Raw genomic sequence first — 22610 nt, 5'->3', positions numbered from 1 at the left:
TGTATATATTCAGGCAATATCCTTCACTGTCCCCGAGTCTTCATTGGTAGTGGGTAGGTCTTGTTTAGCTTCCTCAATTGTTACTGGATAACCAAATAAATGCCTTTCTTTGATTATCGTAGCTACCTCAGCCGGTACATATTCCTCCCATCCGGTTGCTCCCTGTTTAATGAGCTGTAATACATTATCAGTCTCAACATTCAGGTTATTTTCGTTATAGTGCCTGATATCTTCAATTTTATTATTGGCTATCAGGTATCTAAACAGGTCGATCAGATGTGGAGGCAGCGAAAATTTCAGGCAATTCCAGATTATTCCATCACGTAAAGTAGGATAGATAAATAACTTTACTTTACGGCTAAACAAAGTGGCAAATGACTCGAGGATACCCCCCGGCAGATCCTTATAATGTTCTTCCGAAAAAATGTATTCCAAATTGGGATAGCCTAATACCACACCCATTTTTAACTTGGTGATCTTGGATAAATAAGCTACCAGCTTATAATACTCATGAAAATTAGAGATTAATACCGTTTGCCCCAGTGAGCAAAGAATATCTACCCGGTCAAGAAAGTCTTTTTCGTCGATCTCCGCATTAAGGTCGGCATCCCTTTCCTTTAACGATTGCAGGGTAAGCTCGGTAACAACGATCACATTACTTTTATCTACGTCAGGTTCCTGCAGAAATTGCTTAACACCCTGAGTTAGCATATCGATGTGCACGTTGATAACCGGACGGAAACGACCGCGTATCACTACAGCGTGCTTTTTATATAATGCCTCTGTAGGTTGCAGATTTTTACCATCAGGGCCAAATACAGCAGCGTCAGAAAAGCCAAACTTAACCAGGTGCAAACTCATCAAGCGGTTATCTACTTTCTGGAAATCGGGCCCTTCAAAGCTGATCATATCTATCTGGATACGATCTCTTGACAGGTTATCTATCAGCGAAAGCAAAAACACAGGGGCTATTTCATGATAATAGAAACAGGCATAGATCAGGTTAACACCCAATATACCTGCGGCTTGCTGTTGCAGGATATTATCATTATCCAATAGTTTTACGTGGATCACCACATCATTAAACTCGCCATTCGGCTCTGTTTGGAAGCGAACCCCCATCCAACCATGACCTTCGTTTGTTTTATGATAATTGAGAGCCGCAAAAGTATCTGAAAAAGCAAAAAAGGTTGTAGTATCACCACGCAATGCCGCCAAACGCTCAATCAGCAGGCCATACTCATGGTCGAGCATAGATATTAAACGAGACTCACTTACATAGCGGCGTGTTTGCTGAACTCCGTAAATAGCATCAGAAAAAATCATGTCATAAGCCGACATGGTTTTGGCGATTGTACCGGATGAAGCACCGGCTTTAAAAAAATTGGCAGCTACCTCCTGCCCTGCGCCAATTTCGGCAAATGAACCATAAATTGCGGGGTCGAGGTTAATGGCAAGCGCTTTTTGTTTTGTCCCAATATCCTTATTATGAACGATATTCATAAGCTACAATTATTTATAGTTTACTGCTGCCAGTATCATGAACTGAAATACAGCTCAAAAATACGATTTTTTAAAGAATACAGCAGAAAACTTATGAACAAAGCAAGAAATCGACTCCCATTTTTCGCTTTTGGGATTTTACATTAAGGAAGGGTTATCAGTATGTTAACCACCTCTCTTCTATTCCCATTTAAAGGTTTTAACGGCAACGGCGTATATAATTACAAACCAGATCAATAATATAAACAGTTGGTGGGTTACATCGCCTAAACCGGCGCCCTCAAAGGCAACCTTACGCATGGCATTGTTCAGGTGAGTTAGCGGCAACGCATTACTGATCCCCTGTAGCCATTTAGGGAAAGCTGAGACCGAAAAGAATGTACCCGACAATAAGAATTGCGGCAAGGTTATAATATTAGACAATGGAGGCACGGTACTTTCGTTTTTGGCAATGCCCGATATGGTGAAGCCAAAACCCATAAAAATAATGAGCCCAATGGCCGAGAGCACCAACATATTGAGCACCGTGGTTATGCCGTGTACCAACGTAAAACCAAACATATAATGGCCAACCAGGATAATGAATAAGGAGCCTAATAACGAGAAAGTCATTCTGGCCAAAGCTTCACCCAGTACAATACTATAGCGTTTAACCGGTGTAGCAAAAAAGCGCTTAATGACCAGGGTTAAACGCAAGCTCAGGAACACGAACGCGGTACCAAAAACACCGCTACTTAGCAATGAAAAACCTAATTGCCCGGGTAGTATAAAATCTATGTATTTATACTCACGGCCCTGAATGGTGGTTTCCCTGATCTCGGCTACCGGCGGGGTATTGATCTGTGCATTATTATTGATATTGTAGTAAATATTGCTGAGCACCGATCTGAGGATATTTCCTTTTTCGGCGGACGCTTTAGTGTATTCCACATTAACCGTAAACGGTGGCCTGGTATTGTTTTTTTGTATATTGATGATCGCGTCAATACTGCCTTTTGAAAGGTTCGTGTTCATCTCTTCGGTGGACTGATCCTTTACCAGATGAACCACCTTTACATTTTTCAACGCCTGGTAAACCGGACTAATGGTATCGCAGGTTTTGGCCACGCCTACATCAACCGTAACACCGCCGCCGCCAATATTGGCAAACACGATAATAAATATCAAAGGGAAAGCCAAAGTAAATACTACAGCCGAAGGGCTGCGCAGTATCGACCGGAAACTGGCTTTAGCAATGGCCAGTGTTGCTTTTGTATTGCTGTATGGTTTTGGGTTCATTTCAATTTAGTCATTAGGTCATTCGCCGATAGCGTCATTAGGTCATTTGGAATTATCATTAAGTCATTTGCCTGTGGCGTCATTAGGTTATTTTTTGATTTGCTAACTGCAAACTCAAAACTGCCAACTACTCCCCCTTCAGGGGGTTGGGGGATTATCCCTCCCGCCATTCTTTGCCGGTGAGGTTGATAAACACATCCTCCAGGTTGGCCAGCTTCACTTGTTTTTTACGTTCAAAGCCCGATGCTACCAACTGGTCGATAAAATGATCAGGGGTATCAATACCAATGATGTATCCACCATCAACAAAGGCCACACGATCACATAATACTTCGGCCTCATCCATATAATGGGTGGTAATAACAACGGTGGTACCCTGGTCACGGATCTCACGGATCAGATCCCACAAATTACGACGGGCCTGCGGGTCGAGGCCGGTTGTAGGTTCATCCAAAAAAATGATTCTCGGGTTATTGATAAGCGTGGTAGCGATAGAAAAACGCTGTTTTTGCCCGCCTGACAGATCCTTATATTTGGCTTTTGCCTTGTCGGTGAGCGCTACTTTCTCCAGCATTTCCATGGGGCTTTTATCAATGCCATATAGCCCTGAAAACAATGTGATCAATTCCGACAGATTCAAATTAGGATAATAGCCTGCCGCCTGCAATTGTACACCGATACGTTTTTTGATGCTATCGGTATCTGTTTCAATATCAAAGCCATCAACAATGATGTGGCCTGATGTTTTTTCACGCAGGGTTTCAATGATCTCGAGGGTGGTGGTTTTACCGGCGCCGTTTGGGCCAAGCAAACCAAAAATTTCGCCCTCATATACTTCAAAACTGATGCCTTTTACGGCTGCAAAATCGCCATAGTTTTTTACCAGGTCATTTACAGTGATGATGGGTTGTTTTGTCATAGGGTAAAAATGCATTACTATAATGAAATAACCATGAGTTTTATTTATATCCCGAAAATTTTACAGCTTGGATGACTATTGTACTCCGTTGTGCTTAAGGTATATTACTTTATCAGGTGACCAATGGAGTGCCACAATGCTTCGGCATGTTGGGCGGCTTTCATAACCAGGTGAATAATTTGTATGGCGAGTAGAGTTTTCATGATGTGATGATTTTATGGTTCAAATGTGCTAACAGAATATGTTTTTGAGTAGTGCTTTTAGGTAAAGGCGGCTAAACTTCCGGTAAACGGCGGGAAATTACCGATGAATGAACCTGCTTTAGCCGCTTAGTTGGCAAGCATCCCCAGGTACTTTTTCTCAGGTAAATAAATTAGCCATCAGTTGTGTAAACAGGGGTGAATGTTCCTGTAGATATACTATTAATGATATAATGGGAGTAGATAAAGTTTTCATAGCAATGTTGTTTTTTCTTCAAAATTGCTGTGTGGGAGCTATAGTAGCCAAAGCTTTTTGACCAGCTGCGGGAAAATTTCGGTGAACGGCAGAAAATTGCTGGTGAGGATTTTCGCCGATAATCAAAAAGCCGGGCTAACCCGGCTTTTTGATGCGTTAGCAGGTTTTATTATTTACAGGTTTTGTCGCAATTGCCCGAAGTTTTGCAAACCTTGCTGCAATAGTCCATGCAATTGGTTTTATCGCAGGTTTTTGAACATTTAGTGCAATGGTTCATTTTACTGTTGCAGCATGGGGTATTAGCATTAGCGATTGATGTAGCGCCCAAAGATGATACCATCACCATGGCGATGAAAAGAAACTTTTTCATGATTTGAATTTTTAAATTGTTTAATAATAGAAATTTGACCTAAACGGATAAGGTAAAGGCAGATGAGATCGTATTATTAAACTTTTGGAGGGCGCCAGGATGACGATGAATAAGCAGACAAACTCCTCGACAGGTAAGGCGTAACTGACCGTTCCTTTAAAACCGGAACAATTGGTTTTACGGTTACCTGTTCCACAAACAAAAATCCGCAGGTATTGCAGGATAGCATGGTATTGCACATCCCCTGCCCGCAATCGTCTTTTTGCTGATGTTCACAGGATTGGCTTTTGGTTGTTTTATGGCAGCATTTTTCAAACATGCTGCTACCCTTAGCCTTTACTGTAAAAACAGAAACAAAGACCATACAGATAACCAAAAGGAGCGCTGTTACTTTCACTATTTCAAAGAACGGTAGTTTTTTGATTAAATTATAAACACATTTATCAGGTAAGTGTCATATCAACATATTGGTATCCTGAACCTAAAACCGTATCATTGAATAATGAAACGTCTTTTTTCAAACCTCACCGTCCAGGTACTTATTGCTATTGCTTTGGGCATTGTTGTAGGCCTGAATTTTAAACAATTTGGCCCTACGGCCGAGATGATCAGCAAAATGTTCATCAGCCTGATCACGATGCTGATAGCTCCTATCATATTTTTCACCATCGTGCTCGGTATAGCCGGCATGAGCGATATGAAAAAGGTGGGCCGTGTAGGCGGCAAGGCTTTACTATATTTTGAAATAGTGACCACCTTTGCCCTGATTATCGGCGTTACCGTAGCTAACCTGCTTAAACCCGGCGCGGGTTTTGTAAATAATACAGCCGTTGATACCAGCAAGATAGCGGTATATGAAAAGGCCGCTTCCGAAATGCACTGGGGCGATTTCTTCGCCCATATTATACCATCCAACGCTTTTGAAGCTTTTGCCAAGGGCGATATTTTGCAGATCCTGTTTTTTGCCGTACTATTTGGCTATGGCTTAAGTTTGATGGGCGAAAGCGGACAGCCTGTTATCCAACTGTTTGATAAACTGTCAAAAGTATTCTTCAATGTGATGAAGATCGTGATGAAAGTAGCCCCCATCGGCGCTTTTGGTGGTATGGCTTTTACCATCAGCAAGTATGGTTTAAAAACATTGAAACCTTTGGCCTTGCTCATGGGCTCAGTTTATTTGACCATGTTCCTGTTTATTTTTGTGGTGCTTAACCTGATCTGTTACCTGTTTAAGTTTAGCCTGTGGAAATACCTAAAACATATTAAGGAAGAGATCCTGATTGTGCTGGGGACTTCCTCCTCAGAATCGGCACTGCCGGGGATGATGAACAAGATGGAGACTTTCGGTTGTTCCAAATCGGTTGTGGGCTTGGTGATTCCTACTGGTTACTCCTTTAACCTGGATGGTACTACCATATACCTTTCTATGTGTGTCATTTTCCTGGCGCAGGTTTTCAAAATCCCCTTATCCTTATTCCAGGAACTCACCATTATCGGCATCCTGATGGTTACCTCTAAAGGCGCGGCAGGCGTTACCGGCAGTGGGTTCATTGTATTAACCAGCACCCTGGCTGCCATCAAGGTGATCCCGGTTGAAGGAGTTGCGATACTCCTCGGGGTAGACAGGTTTATGTCCGAAGCCCGGGCCATCACCAATGTGATCGGCAATGGAGTGGCAACTATTGTGATCGCCAAGAGCGAGAAAGAATTTACCCCTCCACCCCATAAGGATAACGACGATGATGATGGTACTGCCGATTTTATACAAGGAGCGGCAAAGTTTTTAACTACTTTCCGAGGGGGTAGTTAAAACGGATAATGACCGAAATAAACTTTTTAAACCTTAAATTTTAACACTTTTCTGCCCAAAAACGGTGTAAAATCGCTCAAAAACTGCCCGAAAAACCCTCATTTTAACACTTTTTAACAAATTATTACGCCATTTTGAGCAGTTTTTGAAACTTTAAAAAGTATTAAATACCTGATATTCAAATAACTATATAAAAATAAGTCAATTTTTGGCCTGTTTTGGTCTTAACTAAAACGGCCCGTCACTCCAAATCAGGAGCAACGGGCCGTGGTATTTTTAAAGATACGAAAATTTTGCCGCATTATCAAGTTGCTTCGGCAAAATCAAAAAACTCCCCCTTCAGGGGGCTGGGGGGTTAATTACAAATCGCCTTCAACTTCTTCGTCCTGTCTGGGTTCAATGGTTCGTTGGTTTGGGCCAGGCGCTGGGCGCCTACATTGGCCGGGCAGGCGATGCCATTTGGGCCATCATATATCAGTCCGGGTTTGGTATCGACCAATTCTTTGGGTACGTAGATCTGTACGGTAGTTTGTGAATAGCCATGCGGAATAAACCGGATATAATACCCATCGGGATGTAATGACCAGATGCCCGACGGCACTTCCGGATCGGGCTGCGGCGCCAAACCGGCGATCATGGCATATTTCTCCATTTCCTCGTACGATGCGTTGCCCGATGCCGCCAGCTGACGAATATTGTTTTCGGCCTCAAAAACACTTTGCGCAGCGGGTGGCAGCTGATCCTTAGCTTTGGCCATTACACTGGCAGGCAATACACCCAGAGCGCCCCCTTCCAGCATCAGCAGTTCGTTGGGCGATAACAGTCTGGTGGCGGTGAGTTTAATATCGGTACCAAAATCGGCAAACTTAGTGCGGGCAATTATCGCCCATAACAATATCTGAATGCTGTGCTGATTAACCTCCGGATGCGTTTCGGCATGTTTCAGTATCAATATCACCACATCGCGCTTGGGGCCGAGCACCGGGGCAAGCATATAACCGTCGCCGCTGCTGGGGCCGCGTGTACCGGCATGCAGGCAATAACTTTTGTTGGTCATTTCGTAAAAGCCGGCACAAAGTTTATAAGCGCCTGTAGGTGTTTTGGGTAAAAGATACAAAGGCTCGGGTGTTTGCCCTTCCATAAACGATGGCGGTTTTGAACCCGTTTTGTTTACATCTTTAAAACTGGTAGTAATAGCCTGGGGTTGTTTCAGGATCTTGTTAAGACCGCCGCCGGATGCCATTTCCGTGCCTTTATCCAACAGTTTTTTTCCTAAGCCGCCAAATTGCGCCTGCGCGGCGGTGGTACAAAAAAAGCATGCTATAAGCAGAGTGATCAGGTTTTTGTTTATTTTCTTCATAGTGTTAAGGGGTAATGTGGGGCTAAATTAATTAAAATGTTGCAATACAGATAGCTGATAAAGATGATCTGCTTCTTCGCGCGTCATCGAGGTACGAAGCAAGAGCCTCACCCAACCCTCTCCAAAGGAGAGGGTTTCAAAGCGTTTTTTTAAAGTCTCCCCCTTTGGGGGAGATTTAGAGGGGGCTTCTGCTTCGTGCCTCGCAATGACGTTAACGCACCCTAAACAAGCTCTTTCTGATAACCCAAAAGTCAAGTTTATGTTAACAAATAAAATTGTTACCGCATTAGTGCTTTGGGCGGCTAAATTTAATTTGACTTTATTGTCAATAACTTTAGCTTTGCCGTACTAAACGAAAAAAGCCAATGAGTGTTCTCGTAAATAAAAATTCTAAAGTTATTGTACAGGGTTTCACAGGTAAAGAAGGTACTTACCATGCGGAGCAAATGATTGCTTATGGTACCCAATTGGTTGGGGGTGTTACACCGGGTAAAGGCGGTCAGCAACATTTAGACAGGCCGGTTTTTAATACTGTTAAAGACGCGGTTACTGCTACAGGCGCCGATGTATCTATCATTTTTGTACCTCCGGCTTTTGGTGCGGATGCCATTATGGAAGCTGCCGAAGCTGGTATTAAAGTTATTGTTTGTATCACCGAAGGTATCCCGACAAAGGATATGATCGAGGTAAAAGAATATTTAAGCGATAAGGATTCACGCCTTATTGGCCCTAACTGCCCAGGCATCATTACCGCCGACGAAAGTAAAATTGGTATTATGCCAGGCTTTATCTTCAAAAAAGGCCATGTGGGTGTAGTTTCTAAATCAGGAACTTTAACTTACGAAGCGGTTGACCAGGTGGTTAAAGCAGGTTTGGGTATCACTACCGCTATTGGTATTGGTGGCGACCCAATCATTGGTACACCTACCAAAGAAGCTGTTGAGCTGTTGATGAATGATCCGGATACACACGGTATCATCATGATAGGCGAAATTGGCGGGGGCATGGAAGCCGAAGCTGCCCGCTGGATCAAAGCTAACGGTACTAAACCTGTAGTAGGTTTCATCGCCGGCCAAACAGCGCCTCCAGGACGCCGTATGGGTCACGCTGGTGCCATTGTTGGTGGTGCTGATGATACTGCTGCGGCTAAAATGAAGATCATGGCCGAGTGCGGTATCCGCGTAGTGGCATCTCCCGCCGAAATTGGCGCTGCCATGGCAGAGGAACTGGCTAAATTAGCTTAAGCCCCCTAACCTCCTGAAGGGGGAACTGGAAAATCATATTTAAAATCCCGGTCAGGTTTGGCCGGGATTTTTTTTGTGGGTGAAATTACCCACGCGTCATTGCGAGGAGGAACGACGTGGCAATCCCCGATATACAGAGGCGCTCTGTATATCGGGGATTGCCACGCTACGCTCGCAATGACGTTATTTTTTACACCTTCTTTTCCCCTCTTCCTGCCGCAGCCGAAGAGAGGGTGATCCAGCAAAGCGCAGATCGGGTGAGTCGATTCAGCACGCAGCACGCCTTCCACTTACATTTACTATTTGTTTTTCTTATTTTTACTTTATGGATGATAAAGGTATGGCTGCGCTTTGCGATGCCCACGCGGTTGATTTGAAGCTTAAAGGTTTTAAGGTATACGAAATTGAAACCGGCGCAAGCCGTGTGCCGGCCTACCGGCGCAAGGATTTTTATAAAGTATGTATCCTGAATGCCAAAAGCACTATACATTATGCCGACAGGAGTATCGACCTGGATGGCACATCCTTATTCTTTGCCAATCCACATATCCCTTATGCCGCCGAGCTGCATTCCGAAAAACAAACCGGTTATGCCTGTTTATTTACCGAAACATTTCTGAAAGCCAATGAGCGTTCAGAAAGCCTGCAGGAATCGCCTTTGTTTAAAATCGGCGGCAACCCTGTTTTCGCGCTAAATGAAGAACAGTCGGCATTTGTAAATACCATCTTTAAAAAGATGCTGGAAGAGCAAAGCACTGATTATTTGTACAAGAACGACCTGATCCGCAATTACATCAACCTGCTTATTCATGAGGCATTGAAAATGCGGCCGGTCGACCATTTTTTCAAACATAAAAACGCGTCGTCACGAACCACCTCTTTGTTCTTGGAGCTCCTGGAACGACAATTTCCGATTGAAAGCGCCGATCACCCGCTGAAGTTAAAAACTGCGCAGGATTTTGCCCAAAACTTGTCGGTACATGTTAACCACCTGAACCGTTCGGTGAGGGAAATTACGGGCAAACCTACCACCGCTCACATTGCCGATCGTATCATCAGCGAAGCCAAAGCCCTCCTGCAACATACCGACTGGAGCACGGCCGAAATTGCCTACGCGCTGGGGTTTGAATATCCAACCTACTTTAATAACTACTTCAAAAGAATTACCGGAACCATCCCCAAAGCGTTACGAGCTAAAGCTGTTTGATTTTCTTACTCTTCTGTTTGATATTCATTAACCACGGCCCGTTTGCTGTGGTATCTTTGTGGTACCTAAAACACTAATGAATAAATTAGTGTAGTAAACATATCAAAGAGATCATTTTATGGAAATTAAACGCAGCGGCTCACAACCATCAGGCAAAGGTCCCGCAGAATATTTTACCGGAACAGTACGTATCGATCCGCTTTTTAGTCCGCCGGACCCCGCACGTGTAGCCATGGCACTGGTTACTTTTGAACCGGGGGCACGTACAGCATGGCATACCCATCCGCTGGGTCAAACCCTTATTATTACCGCCGGCAGCGGCTGGGTACAGCGCGAAGGTGGACCGATAGAGAACGTTCACCCGGGAGATGTAGTTTGGTTTGCCCCTAACGAAAAACACTGGCATGGCGCTACAGCCACTACGGCCCTGAGTCATATCGCTATCCAGGAAAAACACAATGGCTCGCCTGTTGATTGGATGGAGCAGGTTACGGACGAACAATACAATAATCAATAATAGTGTCTGAAAGGGGGCTGTCACCCTGAGCTCCGTCGAAGGGTAGAGCGCAGAGGCCAGTTCACCATGCTTCGACGGCGCTCAGCATGACACCCGTTCGGACATAGTAATTAAAAACTAAACAAAATGGAAAAACGAAAATTAGGAAATAGCGGCCTCGAAGTCTCTGCATTGGGACTGGGCTGCATGGGCCTGAGCTTTGGTTATGGCCCCGCCACTGACATAAAGGATGCCATCAAACTCATCCGTACCGCCTTTGAAAGTGGCGTTACTTTTTTTGACAGCGCCGAAGCTTATGGCCCTTTTAAAAATGAAGAATTACTGGGCGAAGCCCTGGCCCCTTTCCGGGATGAGGTGGTGATCGCTACCAAATTTGGCTTTAAGAATGGAAACGTTCAGGAAGGTGTTGATAGTCGCCCGGAAAATATCAGGCAGGTAACAGAAGCCTCGCTCAAACGCTTAAAAACCGACCGTATAGATCTGCTTTACCAGCACCGTGTTGACCCCAATGTACCTATGGAAGATGTGGCAGGTACCGTGAAAGAGCTCATTGCCGAAGGTAAGGTAAAACACTTCGGCATGTCAGAAGCCGGTGTACAAAGCATCCGCAGAGCACACGCGGTACAGCCGGTTGCGACCCTGCAGAGTGAATATTCGTTATGGTGGCGCGAGCCGGAGCAGGAAATTCTGCCTGCGCTGGAAGAACTGGGCATTGGCTTTGTGCCATTCAGTCCGCTGGGCAAAGGTTTTCTGACCGGCGCTATCAACGAGAATACCACGTTTGACAGTACCGACTTCCGCAACATTGTACCCCGTTTTACACCCGAGGCCCGCAAAGCAAACCAGGCATTAGTTGATCTGCTGGGTAAAATAGCCACACAAAAGGAAGCCACACCGGCCCAGATAGCGCTGGCCTGGCTACTGGCCCAAAAGCCTTGGATAGTACCGATACCCGGAACAACCAAACTGCATCGTCTGGAAGAAAACCTCGGAGCGACAAAAATAACGCTTACCGCTGATGATCTGCGCGAAATTGCAGCAGCCGCGGACAGTATTACCATTGAAGGCGCCCGGTATCCGCAGCATCTGCAGCAACGGGTTGACCGCTGATAGACTGTTATAAAAACTCTCCCTCCTGTCATCTCGAACGATAGTGAGCGGTCTTTTGCGAGCGATAAGTCCCGGCGTAAAAGATCTCTCCTCGTACCTCGTTCGAGATGACATTTTTATTTTAAACAACATGTCATTGCGAGCGCAGCGTGGCAATCTCATCACAAGTAGAGACACGGGAGGAGATTGCTTCGTCGTTCCTCCTCGCAATGACATATGGGATCATCTACACATCTAAAACCCCATGTCAAATCAGTGTAAACACTCCTCTTAGAAGCCATCCATCCCGGCAAAATTCCGTATCTTTAAGTAAGTAAAAAAGGTGAAATATCGTAATCACTAATTCGCTAACTCAATAATTCACTAATTAAATAACATGGAATATAATCAGTTAACACCCGATGAAGAATGGGTGATATTGCATAAAGGAACCGAAAGACCGTTTACCGGGGCTTTGCTGGACAATAAGGCCGAGGGCCTGTATGTTTGCAAACGCTGCGATACGCCGCTATACACATCAGCATCAAAATTTGAATCACATTGCGGCTGGCCAAGTTTTGACGATGAGATACCCGGAGCTGTAAAAAGGGTACCGGATGCCGACGGTCGCCGTGTAGAAATTGTATGCGCCAATTGCGGCGCCCATTTGGGTCATGTGTTTGAGGGGGAATACCTTACACCAAAAAACACCCGTCATTGTGTTAATTCGGTATCGATGAAATTTGTATCGGCCGACGATATAAAATAATTAAAACTTTTAGGAATATCCCGGCGGGTGATCAGCCTGTTGGGATATTTCGTTTTCCACAATTGCAAAATCAGCCTGTTTTTCCGGTCAATTTCAAAGTTGTAATTGGTGCTTAGCAAAGCCGTTATACAATTCGCAATAATTGTCGGTGTTAAGTCAACTAATTCTTAATGTTAAATTATCGTTTTTCGCAAATATTTTCCGGGCAAATTCCACCTACATTTTTTAACCGACTGTAATCAAGTTCATTAATTTTTTCTTTTATCAGATAAGGGCATTAAAGTGTTAATAACTCGGGGGTTTGTGTAAAACTATCATTAAAAACTTGGGGTTTCAAACATTAACTTTGTTGAACAAGGTTCGCAAAAAGTATTCAAAAGACAGCCGGATGTATTCCCCATCCAAAATGCAAGAACTTAGCTGTCAGTACGTTACATAATAAAACCTGTGATTGGTCAGGCCCAACGCAAATATTCAAACTCCCTAATTGAAAAACTGGGGTGGCTTTCGTGTCTGATTGCTTGAAGTAATAAAAAGGAACAATAAAAAAGGTATCATATGAAACAGGAAGATGAAATATTACTCAAAGAAAACAAGGACAGGTTTGTAATTCTGCCGATTAAATACCCGGCTATTTGGGAAATGTACAAAAAGGCCGAAGCCAGTTTTTGGACGGCCGAGGAGATCGACCTTTCGGACGATATGAAACACTGGGAAAATCTGAACGATGGCGAACGTCATTTCATCTCACACATCCTGGCCTTCTTCGCCGCGAGTGATGGCATCGTGAACGAGAACCTGGCTGTAAACTTTATGAGCGAGGTACAGTTGCCAGAAGCCCGTTGTTTCTACGGTTTCCAGATCATGATGGAGAACATCCACTCCGAAACCTATGCCCTGCTTATTGATACCTATATAAAAGACCCGGCCGAAAAAGACCGCCTGTTTCATGCCATTGATACCGTACCATGTGTAGGTAAAAAAGCCGAATGGGCGCTGCGTTGGATAAACGACGGCAATTTTGCTGAACGCCTGGTAGCCTTTGCCGCGGTAGAAGGTATTTTCTTTTCGGGCAGCTTTTGCTCTATATTCTGGCTTAAAAAACGTGGCCTGATGCCGGGACTAACCTTCAGCAACGAACTGATATCGCGCGATGAAGGTTCGCATTGTGAATTTGCCTGCCTGTTATACAAAATGTTGCAAAACAGGTTACCTGCCGAGCAGGTTATCAAAATCATTACCGACGCGGTAGAGATAGAAAAAGAATTTGTGACCGATGCCCTGCCGGTTAACCTGATTGGCATGAACGCCAAAATGATGAGCCAGTATATTGAATTTGTGGCCGACAGATGGTTAGGCGAACTGGGTTACGAAAAACATTATGGCGCAACCAATCCGTTTGATTTCATGGAAATGATATCCCTGCAAGGTAAAACCAACTTCTTTGAAAAACGCGTAGGCGACTATCAGAAAAGCGGCGTCATGAACAATGCCGAAAGCAAGGCATTTTCGTTGGACGAGGATTTTTAGGAATAGTATCAAGTAGCTAGTATCAAGTATCACGATAAAAATAATTTTGATACCCTCCATTAGCTATCGATACGAAACCCTAACAGTTAGTAAAGAGTCTTGATACTTGATACTAACTACTTGATACTAAAAAAATAATTAACACACTATATACACAAGTTGGTATAGGGCTTGCTACCTGATACCAGCTTCTAAATACTCGAAAACATGCTTGTAGTAAAAAGAGACGGTAGAAAAGAGTCGGTAAAATTCGACAAGATCACAGCACGTATAGAAAAACTGTGCTATGGGTTTAACTTGGTTGACCCCATTGATGTGGCCAAAAAAGTAATTGAAGGTTTGTTTGATGGGGTTACTACCTCCGAGCTGGATAACCTGGCTGCAGAAACGGCGGCTTCGTTAACCACCAAACACCCCGATTATGCTTTGCTGGCATCGCGTATTGCGGTATCCAACCTGCACAAAAACACCATCAAGTCGTTCTCTGAAACCATGCGTTTACTGCATGAATATATTGATCCAAAAACCGGCAAAGACGCGTCTCTGATTGCTGATGACGTTTGGGAAGTAATTGAGCAAAATGCCGAACTGCTGGATAGCACCATTATTTATGACCGCGACTTTGGTTTTGATTATTTCGGTTTTAAAACCCTGGAAAAATCATACCTGTTAAAGATCAACGGTAAAATAGCCGAGCGTCCGCAGCACCTGTTTATGCGCGTTTCGGTTGGTATCCACAAAGCCGATATTGAAAGCGCCATTAAAACTTATCACTTAATGAGCGAGCGCTGGTTTACTCACGCTACCCCTACACTGTTCAATGCAGGTACACCAAAACCACAAATGTCGTCATGCTTCCTGTTAACCATGAAAGATGACAGCATTGATGGCATATATGATACTTTAAAACAAACCGCCAAAATTTCGCAAAGCGCCGGTGGTATCGGTTTAAGCATCCACAATGTAAGGGCTACAGGCTCATACATCAGCGGCACCAACGGTACCAGCAACGGTATCATCCCAATGCTGCGTGTATTTAACGATACCGCCCGTTATGTTGACCAGGGCGGTGGCAAACGTAAAGGTGCCTTCGCTATTTATCTGGAGCCTTGGCATGCTGATATATTTGAATTCCTTGATCTGCGTAAAAACCATGGTAAGGAAGAAATGCGTGCCCGCGACTTGTTCTATGCCCTTTGGGTATCTGACCTGTTCATGGAGCGTGTAGAAGCCAATGAGGATTGGAGTTTATTCTGCCCGCATGAAGCACCGGGTTTGGCTGATTGCTTTGGCGCCGAATTTGTTGAATTATACACCCGGTACGAAAAAGAAGGCCGTGCCCGTAAAGTGATCAAAGCACAGGATCTGTGGTTTGCCGTATTGGATGCCCAGGTTGAAACCGGTACACCATACCTGTTATATAAAGATGCAGCCAACGCCAAATCGAACCAACAAAATTTAGGTACTATCAAAAGCTCAAACCTTTGTACCGAAATTATGGAATACACAGATGCCAATGAGATAGCCGTTTGTAACCTGGCTTCATTAGCATTGCCACGGTACGTTATTGAGGGCGCTTTTGATCATCAGAAATTATATGATGTAACTTACCAGGCAACCATCAACCTTAACCGCATTATTGATGGTAACTACTACCCTGTTGCCGAAGCAGAATACTCAAACCTGCGTCACCGCCCTATTGGTTTAGGCGTGCAAGGTTTGGCCGATACTTTTATACAGCTGCGCATGCCGTTTGAAAGCGACGAAGCAAAACAACTGAATAAAGAGATCTTCGAAACCATTTACTATGCAGCTATGACAGCTTCAAAAGATCTGGCCATTGCCGAAGGTCCGTATCAAACTTTCAAAGGCTCCCCATTGTCAAAAGGTAAATTCCAGTTTGACCTATGGAACGTAGAACCTGCCAGCACCCGTTGGGATTGGAAAACCCTGCGCAAGGATGTGATGAAGCATGGTGTACGAAACTCTTTATTAGTTGCGCCTATGCCAACCGCATCAACCTCACAAATATTGGGTAACAACGAGTGCTTTGAGCCATATACTTCAAACATTTATACCCGCAGAGTATTAAGCGGTGAGTTCATCGTGGTAAACAAATACCTGCTGCGCGACCTGGTTAACCTTGGCTTATGGACCCCGGCTATGAAAGATAAGATCATCAGCGCCAACGGATCTATCCAGGATATTGCAGAGATACCTGCCGATGTTAAGGAACTGTACAAAACTGTTTGGGAGATCAAGATGCGTAACATCATTGATATGGCTGCCGACAGGGGTGCTTATGTTTGCCAGTCGCAATCATTAAACCTGTTCATCAACTCGCCAAACGCGTCGAAATTAACTTCAATGCACTTCTACGCATGGAAAAAAGGCTTAAAAACCGGTATGTACTACCTGCGTACACAAGCTGCATCACAAGCTGTTAAATTCACTGTTGAAAACCAGGGCGGTTCAAACATGGAACCTGTTATACCAGAAGTGGTTGAACAATTGGCAGACAACGTACCAGAGGGCCCAAGCTGCTCTATGGAAGAAGGTTGCGTAACCTGCTCTGCATAAGTTTTAATTAGTCAATTGACGATAGTCCATGGACCATAGCCGCAAAAGCTATAGTTCATGGACTTTTTTCATTAATGACACTGGCGTTTCAGTAATCATTTCAACTTTAACTAATTTTGCGCTCACAAGTACCATGATCTATGGACCATCGACTATGAACTAAAAAACAATGACCAAACACGAAATCATCCGTTGCGAACGCTGCGAGGCCCCTTTTGAATGTAAAGCCAATTCATTCAGCAAGTGCCAGTGCAGTACCGTGCAGCTTAGCCTCAACGAGGTGCAGTACGTAAGTGAGCTGTATGATGGATGCCTGTGCGCCAGCTGTCTGCTCGTCATTCAGCAGGAGTATCGGGAAAGTATGGGATTGGTGTAGGCTACTACCCGTCATCCCGAATTTATTTCGGGATCCCACAGGACAGATATACACTGAATCAAAACGAGCCTCATCAATTTTTGTTCCTCTCAGCTACCTACCCATTTTATAACCATACATAATTATATGATATTTGGTTATGTTCAAAAAGCAAAACCAGATTGAAAGCATTGTCCTGTTAAGGGGTATAGCAGCTTTGGGTGTATGTTTTGTGCATTTTTATTTAGCAAACCAGGTCCAGTATGGTCAGTTGATGACACGGTTGTTTTTTAGCGGACAATTGGGGGTGGCTATGTTTTTTGTTATTTCGGGCTTTGTGCTGCCTTATTCGTTAAGTCAAAAAAATTATACGATAAAGGCATTCCCAAATTTTCTCTTAAAAAGAAGCGTCCGGATAGATCCGCCTTATTGGGCAACCATAGCGCTATTATTTTTATCGGGATGGGTGCCCTGGCACTTTGACATCAGCCGTTTGGTTTTACATATTTTTTACCTGATCCCTTTATTTAAAGGTTACGACTGGTACAGCGGTATCTTCTGGACGCTGTGTATCGAGTTTCAGTATTACATTTTACTAGGATTGTTTTTCCCGCTGCTGATGCGGTGTAAACCCCTCGTATCTGTTTTGATATTCCTACTGATAAGCTTAGTGTGTATGCTATTAAAAGTAAACATACGCGAGCTGATATTTACCTATCTGTATGACTTTGCAGCCGGCTATATTGTATTTCAATATTTTATTAAAAAGATAAGCTTGAAAACAGCGGTGATCTGCCTGGTCGCATTTTGTATAGTCATCGCTTTTAAGGTATCGATATTAACGGGGTTCATTCCGGCGGCTACAGGGTTAACCATCCTTTTACTCAATAAAAAGATACCCGCTTTCTTTTTGCTCTTAGGCAACATATCCTACTCCTTGTATTTAACGCATACCGTGGTGATGCGCCTTTATTTAGGGTTTATTAAGCACTATGTATCAAACCAGGTATTTTTATGCGTTACTTCTATACTGGTGAGCATTATTTTTGCATATATCTTTTATATACTGATCGAAAAACCGGTATTGAAATTCTCCAAAAAAATCAAGGTCAGTTAGCCCTTTTCATCCTCCATTAATCCTTTTCATTTTTATCCAGTCATATAGTTATACATCTTTAATTAGATGGACAAACTTTAAATACGATCATCATGAAAAAGAGATTTTTTGCATATATGTTTTTATTAGCAGCAGTTGTATCAGTAACCTCAGGTTGCGTGGTACGTGAAGGAGGATATGGATATCATCACAGATATCATAACGGCTATTATAACCACGACCGTGGTTATTAATTGAGTAGAGTTTAAGTGAGTTAGTTTTTGATAAATGATGAAAGAGCGGTACGTGAGTGTTCCGCTCTTTTTTTGTTGGGAAGAAACCAAATGACAGTCTTTTATAGGTACGTCATACCAATACCCAAACATAAACCCTTATATATTAATCCTTTTCATTTTAATCCAGTCAAACCTGTACAATGCCTGTTAGTTAGACGGCCACATTAATGATTATCACCATGAAAAAGAATTTGTTTGCATATATGTTATTATTAACAGCCATAGTATCAGTAACCTCGGGTTGCATGGTACGTGAAGGATACGGAAACCGCAGGAACCATCATGACCCGTACCATAACAACGGTTATAACAATGGTTATAACCGCGGCGACCACTATCATGACAGTACCCACGACCGTGGTTATTAAGAATTAAGTTTTGTTGAGTTTTTGATAAATGATGAAAAAGGGCGGTGTTGATTCACAGCTCTTTTTTGTTTTAATTACTGCTGCAACACCGTAATGCCATCCATATTTTGCATACGGGCAACAATACCCCAGCCATAAAAATAGTTGGATACCCCAATAATCAATTCATTATCGCCGGCTTTAAGCGGGATATCAAAGGCGGAATTGGCAATATCCAACCGGCCATCGGGATATTTGCGGATGGGTTGTGGATATTGGTTCTTATCTACATAAAGCAATCCACGGTTTATAAACACATATACTTCGTCGCTAAAGCCCAGCTGAATTTTGGCGATCTGCTCTTTGGTAGAGTGTATGGTGGTTTTAAGCCATACGTAACGATTTTTTTCCTGCACGCCGCCATAGCGGTTTTCTACCCCACCAAACATGCGGGTAAGATTGATCAGTCCCCTCCGCTCGGCTAAAATAGGTTTCCATTTGGTGGTATCTGTTGGCAGATCTTTAATGATAAGCTCCCTCCCGTTTTCCAGGAATTGAGAGGCCGATACATCCCAACGACGGATATAATTGATATCATGATTGGTCAGATCCGCACCCTCTTCTTGTGATAAATCTTCCGTTTCATTAGGTTTTACGGTAAGGTTGGCAAAATAGGCCGGCCCGTCAAAAGCGATGGTACCGGCATGGCTTTCCCCTTCCAGGCGCGGAATTTGCAGCACTGGTCGTTCCATGTTATTGAGATATACTTTCATTTGCAGGCCCGATATCACCAGTTTAAAATGGTTCCAGTCGTCGTTATGAATAGGCGCGGATGCCTGGAACTGACCATATATATCCCAAAGGTTTATGCCATGCAATATAGGGGCATATTGAATGCCATCATTACGCTGCTGGCTTTCATCGGGCCGGGTACGTAAATAAACAATTTCGCTTTCGCTGGGACTTTGTTGCCTGAAGTACACGCTCATAAACGATGGTCGGCTGCCATCAACAGGCTGCGTATCAAATTCGATAGTGCCATTAGTAAAGTTAAAATCCTTTAATATTACCTGGTTATTCCCGCTTTTGCCCCGCACTATTTTCATAGCTTTTACATTTTTATAGGTGATAAACTCCGCGTGCTGCTTAGAAGTATCCCAGCGGCTTGCTTCAAAGGGAATGGATATGGCTTTGCCCTTACCTGTTTTTACCTGGGCCATACCTGCGGTACTGAAAAGGAACAGGCATAGCATACTTGTAATTAATGGTTTAATTTTGTGTTGGTTAAGTCTATTTTTCATCTTTATGAGTATTTTAGCTAAAGGTGAAATTGTATTGGCGTAAAGCCATATTCAACTACATTCAATCACGTTCACGGTCATAAACCATGCAGGAAGAGGCTCCCTATATCAATACCTGGTGCAAAACGGTAGAAAAATCACTGGATTGGGGCGAAAGCTCGTCCTGGAGCGATCATGATTTTGAAAAACTGGGTGAGCTTATATTTCAGAAAACCGGCACCCTGTTAAGTATCACCACTCTTAAACGTATCTGGGGAAGGGTTAAATACAACAGTTCGCCCACCACAGCCACCTTAAATACCATGGCCCGCTTTGCCGGATCTGAGGACTGGCGTACCTATAAAAAGACTACAAAAACCGATCAAAAATGCGATAGCCAGGCCTTTACCCCAATTGGCGCCAAACAAAAAAAGTATATTATAGCTACGCTTGCTGCGGCTTTAGTAATTGTGGTATTGGGTGTGTTGGCAGCGTGGAATGCCAACCCTAAAAAAGAAACCAGAGCAACTTTAAATGGCGCGATTAAATTCTCGAGCAGAAAAGTGACCGACGGTCTGCCCAATTCTGTTGTGTTTGATTATGATGCATCGGCATTAAATGTAGATAGCGTGACTCTGCAGCAAACCTGGGATCCATCGCGGATAGAAAGACTGGCCACCAGCGGCCGGCAGCATACCTCTATATATTACTACCCTGGCTATTTTACAGCAAAGCTGATAGCTAACGGACAGGTAAAAAAAGAGAACGCAGTATACATTAAAACTAAGGGCTGGATGGGCATTATCAGACGGAATAACAATCCGGTTTACCTGGCCGATAAGGATATTCACTTGCCCGGCGGTATGGGCCTCGATAATAAAAGATTGGCCTTAAAACTATCATCACCGGTATTTAATGGTCAATGGCTCAGCTTTTATAACGTACGGGAATTTGACGGCCTGGAGGGCGGCAATTTTACTTTTGAAACCACACTGCGTAATACTTCACGATCTGATGAATCATCCTGCCGAAAAACCATCCTGTATATTTTAGGTAAACGCGACGCCATCATCATCCCCCTGGCCGATAAAGGCTGCATCTCGGACCTGAGCATATTTACCTCATCCGACTGGGTATCAGGTAAAGACCATGACCTGAGCGCTTTTGGCTGCGATTTTAGCAATTTTCAAAAGCTCAAATGCGAGGTAAAGGACATGAAACTACGTGTGTATTTAAACAACAACCTCATATTTACAAAACCCATCACCCAAACCATCACCCAAATCGCGGGTATCTGTATCGCCTTTGAAGGCTCCGGCGAAATAAAGGATGTGAAATTGGGCAATCAGGATAAATTAGTACTGGACGATCAATTTGGGAAGTGATTTCTGGTTGATATCGCATGTTATTGAATAATAAACCACCGCTATTAAAAACAACTGCCCATACATTGAAAAAGATTCTTTTATAAAAAACTAATAGCAAGCTTTATGATAACAAGCTATTTTTTATGAAAAGAACCTTATCTGTTAAAGGCGGCTCTATTGCCAGCACTTTCCCTCTAACCCATATTACCCGCTATCTGCTCCCGATTGCTTTATGCGTTATATACTCGTCCAGTTATGGGCAAATCAGCATCATAGATACGGGCATCATGCCCCAGGTTTTTGCGCCCGGGGTGATATCCACGCCTTACGCTGAATGGTCAACATCTTTTACACCCGATGGGCAGACGGTTTACTCCAGCCAGGGTAGTATTTACTGGACCATCGTTTTTTCAAAACAAGAGAACGGGAAATGGATGAAACCGCAGGTTGCCTCATTTTCGGGCAAATTCAGGGATACCGATCCGTTTGTAACACCCGATGGAAAAAAGATCTTTTTTATCTCTAATCGCCCGCCAAAAGGTAAGCCCCAGGACAAATCACAGCAAGCCGAACATATCTGGTATGCTAGTCATCTGCGTGGTGATGATTGGGGTACGCCTCAACCCATCGATTCAACTATTAATTTAACCGGCATCAGCAATTACGCCCCATCGGTAAGCGCAAAGGGTACACTTTTTTATTGCTCGCGCCGTAAAGAGCTTACCGGTATGCAAAGTTTTTATGCCACATGGTTGGGCGATCATTATGATAAACCTCAGCAGCTTATTATTCCCGGCGTGAATGAGATACAGGATCCATTTATTGCCCCGGATGAAAGCTATCTCGTTTTTTTAAGCGGTAACGATATCTACATCAGTTTTAAACAAAACAAGAATTGGGGTCAGGCTCAAAAGTTAGGCCCGGCGGTTAATAATGGCGATGGCAATTCCTCACCATATGTTTCGGCTGATGGAAAAACACTGTATTATAGCTCCAATCGTATACAAGGATTTTATAAGCGCGACCTCAAAAAACCGGCCCTTAATTATGATGCGCTGATCGAAGAAAACAACAGTCTTTTTAACAGCCAGGGCAATATTTTAATGATCCCTATTCACTTACCGCAGCACACTGGTAATAAATAATTTAGCCTATTACCCTGCCTTAAAACCCTTCAGTAAATGGAGTCGCCAATCTATTACAAAAACTTTTTCACTCAACCCCTTGAAAATGAAAA

The 22610-nt window shown here is 43.6% G+C and carries 21 protein-coding genes; 14 read left to right on the top strand and 7 right to left on the bottom strand.

Annotation, left to right across the window (positions count from 1 at the left end; genetic code table 11):
- Positions 1 to 9: 9 nt before the first annotated feature.
- From AC57BQ_RS00900 to AC57BQ_RS00880, 5 genes are all read right to left on the bottom strand, one after another.
- Positions 10 to 1503, bottom strand: coding sequence for a TonB-dependent receptor (locus tag AC57BQ_RS00900; protein ID WP_496404486.1), 1494 nt, complete (start codon positions 1501 to 1503; stop codon positions 10 to 12).
- 180 nt (positions 1504 to 1683) lie between these two features.
- Positions 1684 to 2781 (bottom strand): ABC transporter permease, encoded by a 1098-nt coding sequence (locus AC57BQ_RS00895; protein WP_496404485.1) that lies wholly within the window; start codon positions 2779 to 2781, stop codon positions 1684 to 1686.
- Between the two features lie 154 nt (positions 2782 to 2935).
- Positions 2936 to 3700 carry an ABC transporter ATP-binding protein gene (locus tag AC57BQ_RS00890; RefSeq protein ID WP_496404484.1) on the bottom strand — a complete coding sequence of 255 codons (765 nt, stop codon included), beginning with the start codon at positions 3698 to 3700 and terminating at the stop codon, positions 2936 to 2938.
- Between the two features lie 625 nt (positions 3701 to 4325).
- Positions 4326 to 4526 carry a hypothetical protein gene (locus AC57BQ_RS00885; protein ID WP_496404483.1) on the bottom strand — a complete coding sequence of 67 codons (201 nt, stop codon included), beginning with the start codon at positions 4524 to 4526 and terminating at the stop codon, positions 4326 to 4328.
- Between the two features lie 76 nt (positions 4527 to 4602).
- The gene (locus AC57BQ_RS00880) at positions 4603 to 4923 is read right to left on the bottom strand and encodes a hypothetical protein (RefSeq protein ID WP_496404482.1); all 321 of its coding nucleotides are present in this window, start codon (positions 4921 to 4923) and stop codon (positions 4603 to 4605) included.
- 105 nt (positions 4924 to 5028) lie between these two features.
- Between AC57BQ_RS00880 and AC57BQ_RS00875 the strand changes: the two genes are divergently transcribed.
- Positions 5029 to 6336 carry a dicarboxylate/amino acid:cation symporter gene (locus AC57BQ_RS00875; RefSeq protein ID WP_496404481.1) on the top strand — a complete coding sequence of 436 codons (1308 nt, stop codon included), beginning with the start codon at positions 5029 to 5031 and terminating at the stop codon, positions 6334 to 6336.
- Between the two features lie 355 nt (positions 6337 to 6691).
- On the opposite strand, the gene AC57BQ_RS00870 is transcribed toward AC57BQ_RS00875, so the two are convergent.
- On the bottom strand, positions 6692 to 7696 hold the full coding sequence (locus AC57BQ_RS00870; protein WP_496404480.1) for a hypothetical protein: 1005 nt from the start codon (positions 7694 to 7696) through the stop codon (positions 6692 to 6694).
- Positions 7697 to 8061: 365 nt separating this feature from the next.
- On the opposite strand from AC57BQ_RS00870, the gene sucD reads away from it, so the two are divergent.
- The 11 genes from sucD to AC57BQ_RS00815 all read left to right on the top strand — a co-directional run bounded on the left by sucD (position 8062) and on the right by AC57BQ_RS00815 (position 18747).
- Positions 8062 to 8940 carry a succinate--CoA ligase subunit alpha gene (gene sucD, locus AC57BQ_RS00865; protein WP_090462922.1) on the top strand — a complete coding sequence of 293 codons (879 nt, stop codon included), beginning with the start codon at positions 8062 to 8064 and terminating at the stop codon, positions 8938 to 8940.
- A 325-nt stretch (positions 8941 to 9265) separates the two neighbouring features.
- Positions 9266 to 10147 (top strand): helix-turn-helix domain-containing protein, encoded by an 882-nt coding sequence (locus tag AC57BQ_RS00860; RefSeq protein WP_496404479.1) that lies wholly within the window; start codon positions 9266 to 9268, stop codon positions 10145 to 10147.
- Positions 10148 to 10265: 118 nt separating this feature from the next.
- Positions 10266 to 10664, top strand: coding sequence for a (R)-mandelonitrile lyase (locus tag AC57BQ_RS00855; protein ID WP_496404478.1), 399 nt, complete (start codon positions 10266 to 10268; stop codon positions 10662 to 10664).
- A gap of 126 nt (positions 10665 to 10790) precedes the next feature.
- Positions 10791 to 11774 carry an aldo/keto reductase gene (locus AC57BQ_RS00850; RefSeq protein ID WP_496404477.1) on the top strand — a complete coding sequence of 328 codons (984 nt, stop codon included), beginning with the start codon at positions 10791 to 10793 and terminating at the stop codon, positions 11772 to 11774.
- Between the two features lie 376 nt (positions 11775 to 12150).
- A complete protein-coding gene (locus AC57BQ_RS00845; RefSeq protein WP_496404476.1) occupies positions 12151 to 12522 on the top strand; it encodes a methionine-R-sulfoxide reductase in 372 nt (123 codons plus the stop codon).
- Between the two features lie 558 nt (positions 12523 to 13080).
- Positions 13081 to 14052: a ribonucleoside-diphosphate reductase small subunit gene (locus AC57BQ_RS00840; protein WP_090462904.1), complete on the top strand. Its 972-nt coding sequence runs from the start codon at positions 13081 to 13083 to the stop codon at positions 14050 to 14052.
- Between the two features lie 207 nt (positions 14053 to 14259).
- Positions 14260 to 16632: a ribonucleoside-diphosphate reductase subunit alpha gene (locus AC57BQ_RS00835; protein WP_496404475.1), complete on the top strand. Its 2373-nt coding sequence runs from the start codon at positions 14260 to 14262 to the stop codon at positions 16630 to 16632.
- Positions 16633 to 16801: 169 nt separating this feature from the next.
- A complete protein-coding gene (locus AC57BQ_RS00830) occupies positions 16802 to 17008 on the top strand; it encodes a cysteine-rich CWC family protein (RefSeq protein WP_496404474.1) in 207 nt (68 codons plus the stop codon).
- Positions 17009 to 17147: 139 nt separating this feature from the next.
- The gene (locus AC57BQ_RS00825; protein WP_496404473.1) at positions 17148 to 18104 is read left to right on the top strand and encodes an acyltransferase family protein; all 957 of its coding nucleotides are present in this window, start codon (positions 17148 to 17150) and stop codon (positions 18102 to 18104) included.
- A 92-nt stretch (positions 18105 to 18196) separates the two neighbouring features.
- Positions 18197 to 18337, top strand: coding sequence for a hypothetical protein (locus tag AC57BQ_RS00820; protein ID WP_176851899.1), 141 nt, complete (start codon positions 18197 to 18199; stop codon positions 18335 to 18337).
- A 221-nt stretch (positions 18338 to 18558) separates the two neighbouring features.
- Positions 18559 to 18747 carry a hypothetical protein gene (locus tag AC57BQ_RS00815; protein WP_496404472.1) on the top strand — a complete coding sequence of 63 codons (189 nt, stop codon included), beginning with the start codon at positions 18559 to 18561 and terminating at the stop codon, positions 18745 to 18747.
- A 74-nt stretch (positions 18748 to 18821) separates the two neighbouring features.
- Here AC57BQ_RS00815 and AC57BQ_RS00810 read toward each other — a convergent pair whose 3' ends face one another.
- Positions 18822 to 20027 carry a LamG domain-containing protein gene (locus tag AC57BQ_RS00810; protein WP_496404471.1) on the bottom strand — a complete coding sequence of 402 codons (1206 nt, stop codon included), beginning with the start codon at positions 20025 to 20027 and terminating at the stop codon, positions 18822 to 18824.
- Positions 20028 to 20113: 86 nt separating this feature from the next.
- Between AC57BQ_RS00810 and AC57BQ_RS00805 the strand changes: the two genes are divergently transcribed.
- Both AC57BQ_RS00805 and AC57BQ_RS00800 read left to right on the top strand, forming a co-directional pair.
- The gene (locus tag AC57BQ_RS00805; protein WP_496404470.1) at positions 20114 to 21391 is read left to right on the top strand and encodes a hypothetical protein; all 1278 of its coding nucleotides are present in this window, start codon (positions 20114 to 20116) and stop codon (positions 21389 to 21391) included.
- A 125-nt stretch (positions 21392 to 21516) separates the two neighbouring features.
- Positions 21517 to 22518 carry a hypothetical protein gene (locus AC57BQ_RS00800; protein WP_496404469.1) on the top strand — a complete coding sequence of 334 codons (1002 nt, stop codon included), beginning with the start codon at positions 21517 to 21519 and terminating at the stop codon, positions 22516 to 22518.
- The last annotated feature ends 92 nt before the right edge of the window (positions 22519 to 22610 follow it).

The sequence above is a fragment of the Mucilaginibacter sp. BGA-UO-ETr-C110 genome (genome assembly GCF_059567985.1).
The sequence above is the reverse complement of the archived record's forward strand: the minus strand, read 5'-3'. Positions and strand labels throughout refer to the sequence as shown.

What these genes read in the sequence shown, in the direction of transcription:
- AC57BQ_RS00900 (WP_496404486.1), bottom strand. Translation starts at nt 1,503, where the DNA reads ATGAATATCGTTCATAATAAGGATATTGGGACAAAACAAAAAGCGCTT.
- AC57BQ_RS00895 (WP_496404485.1), bottom strand. Translation starts at nt 2,781, where the DNA reads ATGAACCCAAAACCATACAGCAATACAAAAGCAACACTGGCCATTGCT.
- AC57BQ_RS00890 (WP_496404484.1), bottom strand. Translation starts at nt 3,700, where the DNA reads ATGACAAAACAACCCATCATCACTGTAAATGACCTGGTAAAAAACTAT.
- AC57BQ_RS00885 (WP_496404483.1), bottom strand. Translation starts at nt 4,526, where the DNA reads ATGAAAAAGTTTCTTTTCATCGCCATGGTGATGGTATCATCTTTGGGC.
- AC57BQ_RS00875 (WP_496404481.1), top strand. Translation starts at nt 5,029, where the DNA reads ATGAAACGTCTTTTTTCAAACCTCACCGTCCAGGTACTTATTGCTATT.
- AC57BQ_RS00870 (WP_496404480.1), bottom strand. Translation starts at nt 7,696, where the DNA reads ATGAAGAAAATAAACAAAAACCTGATCACTCTGCTTATAGCATGCTTT.
- sucD (WP_090462922.1), top strand. Translation starts at nt 8,062, where the DNA reads ATGAGTGTTCTCGTAAATAAAAATTCTAAAGTTATTGTACAGGGTTTC.
- AC57BQ_RS00860 (WP_496404479.1), top strand. Translation starts at nt 9,266, where the DNA reads ATGGATGATAAAGGTATGGCTGCGCTTTGCGATGCCCACGCGGTTGAT.
- AC57BQ_RS00855 (WP_496404478.1), top strand. Translation starts at nt 10,266, where the DNA reads ATGGAAATTAAACGCAGCGGCTCACAACCATCAGGCAAAGGTCCCGCA.
- AC57BQ_RS00850 (WP_496404477.1), top strand. Translation starts at nt 10,791, where the DNA reads ATGGAAAAACGAAAATTAGGAAATAGCGGCCTCGAAGTCTCTGCATTG.
- AC57BQ_RS00845 (WP_496404476.1), top strand. Translation starts at nt 12,151, where the DNA reads ATGGAATATAATCAGTTAACACCCGATGAAGAATGGGTGATATTGCAT.
- AC57BQ_RS00840 (WP_090462904.1), top strand. Translation starts at nt 13,081, where the DNA reads ATGAAACAGGAAGATGAAATATTACTCAAAGAAAACAAGGACAGGTTT.
- AC57BQ_RS00835 (WP_496404475.1), top strand. Translation starts at nt 14,260, where the DNA reads ATGCTTGTAGTAAAAAGAGACGGTAGAAAAGAGTCGGTAAAATTCGAC.
- AC57BQ_RS00830 (WP_496404474.1), top strand. Translation starts at nt 16,802, where the DNA reads ATGACCAAACACGAAATCATCCGTTGCGAACGCTGCGAGGCCCCTTTT.
- AC57BQ_RS00825 (WP_496404473.1), top strand. Translation starts at nt 17,148, where the DNA reads ATGTTCAAAAAGCAAAACCAGATTGAAAGCATTGTCCTGTTAAGGGGT.
- AC57BQ_RS00820 (WP_176851899.1), top strand. Translation starts at nt 18,197, where the DNA reads ATGAAAAAGAGATTTTTTGCATATATGTTTTTATTAGCAGCAGTTGTA.
- AC57BQ_RS00815 (WP_496404472.1), top strand. Translation starts at nt 18,559, where the DNA reads ATGAAAAAGAATTTGTTTGCATATATGTTATTATTAACAGCCATAGTA.
- AC57BQ_RS00810 (WP_496404471.1), bottom strand. Translation starts at nt 20,027, where the DNA reads ATGAAAAATAGACTTAACCAACACAAAATTAAACCATTAATTACAAGT.
- AC57BQ_RS00805 (WP_496404470.1), top strand. Translation starts at nt 20,114, where the DNA reads ATGCAGGAAGAGGCTCCCTATATCAATACCTGGTGCAAAACGGTAGAA.
- AC57BQ_RS00800 (WP_496404469.1), top strand. Translation starts at nt 21,517, where the DNA reads ATGAAAAGAACCTTATCTGTTAAAGGCGGCTCTATTGCCAGCACTTTC.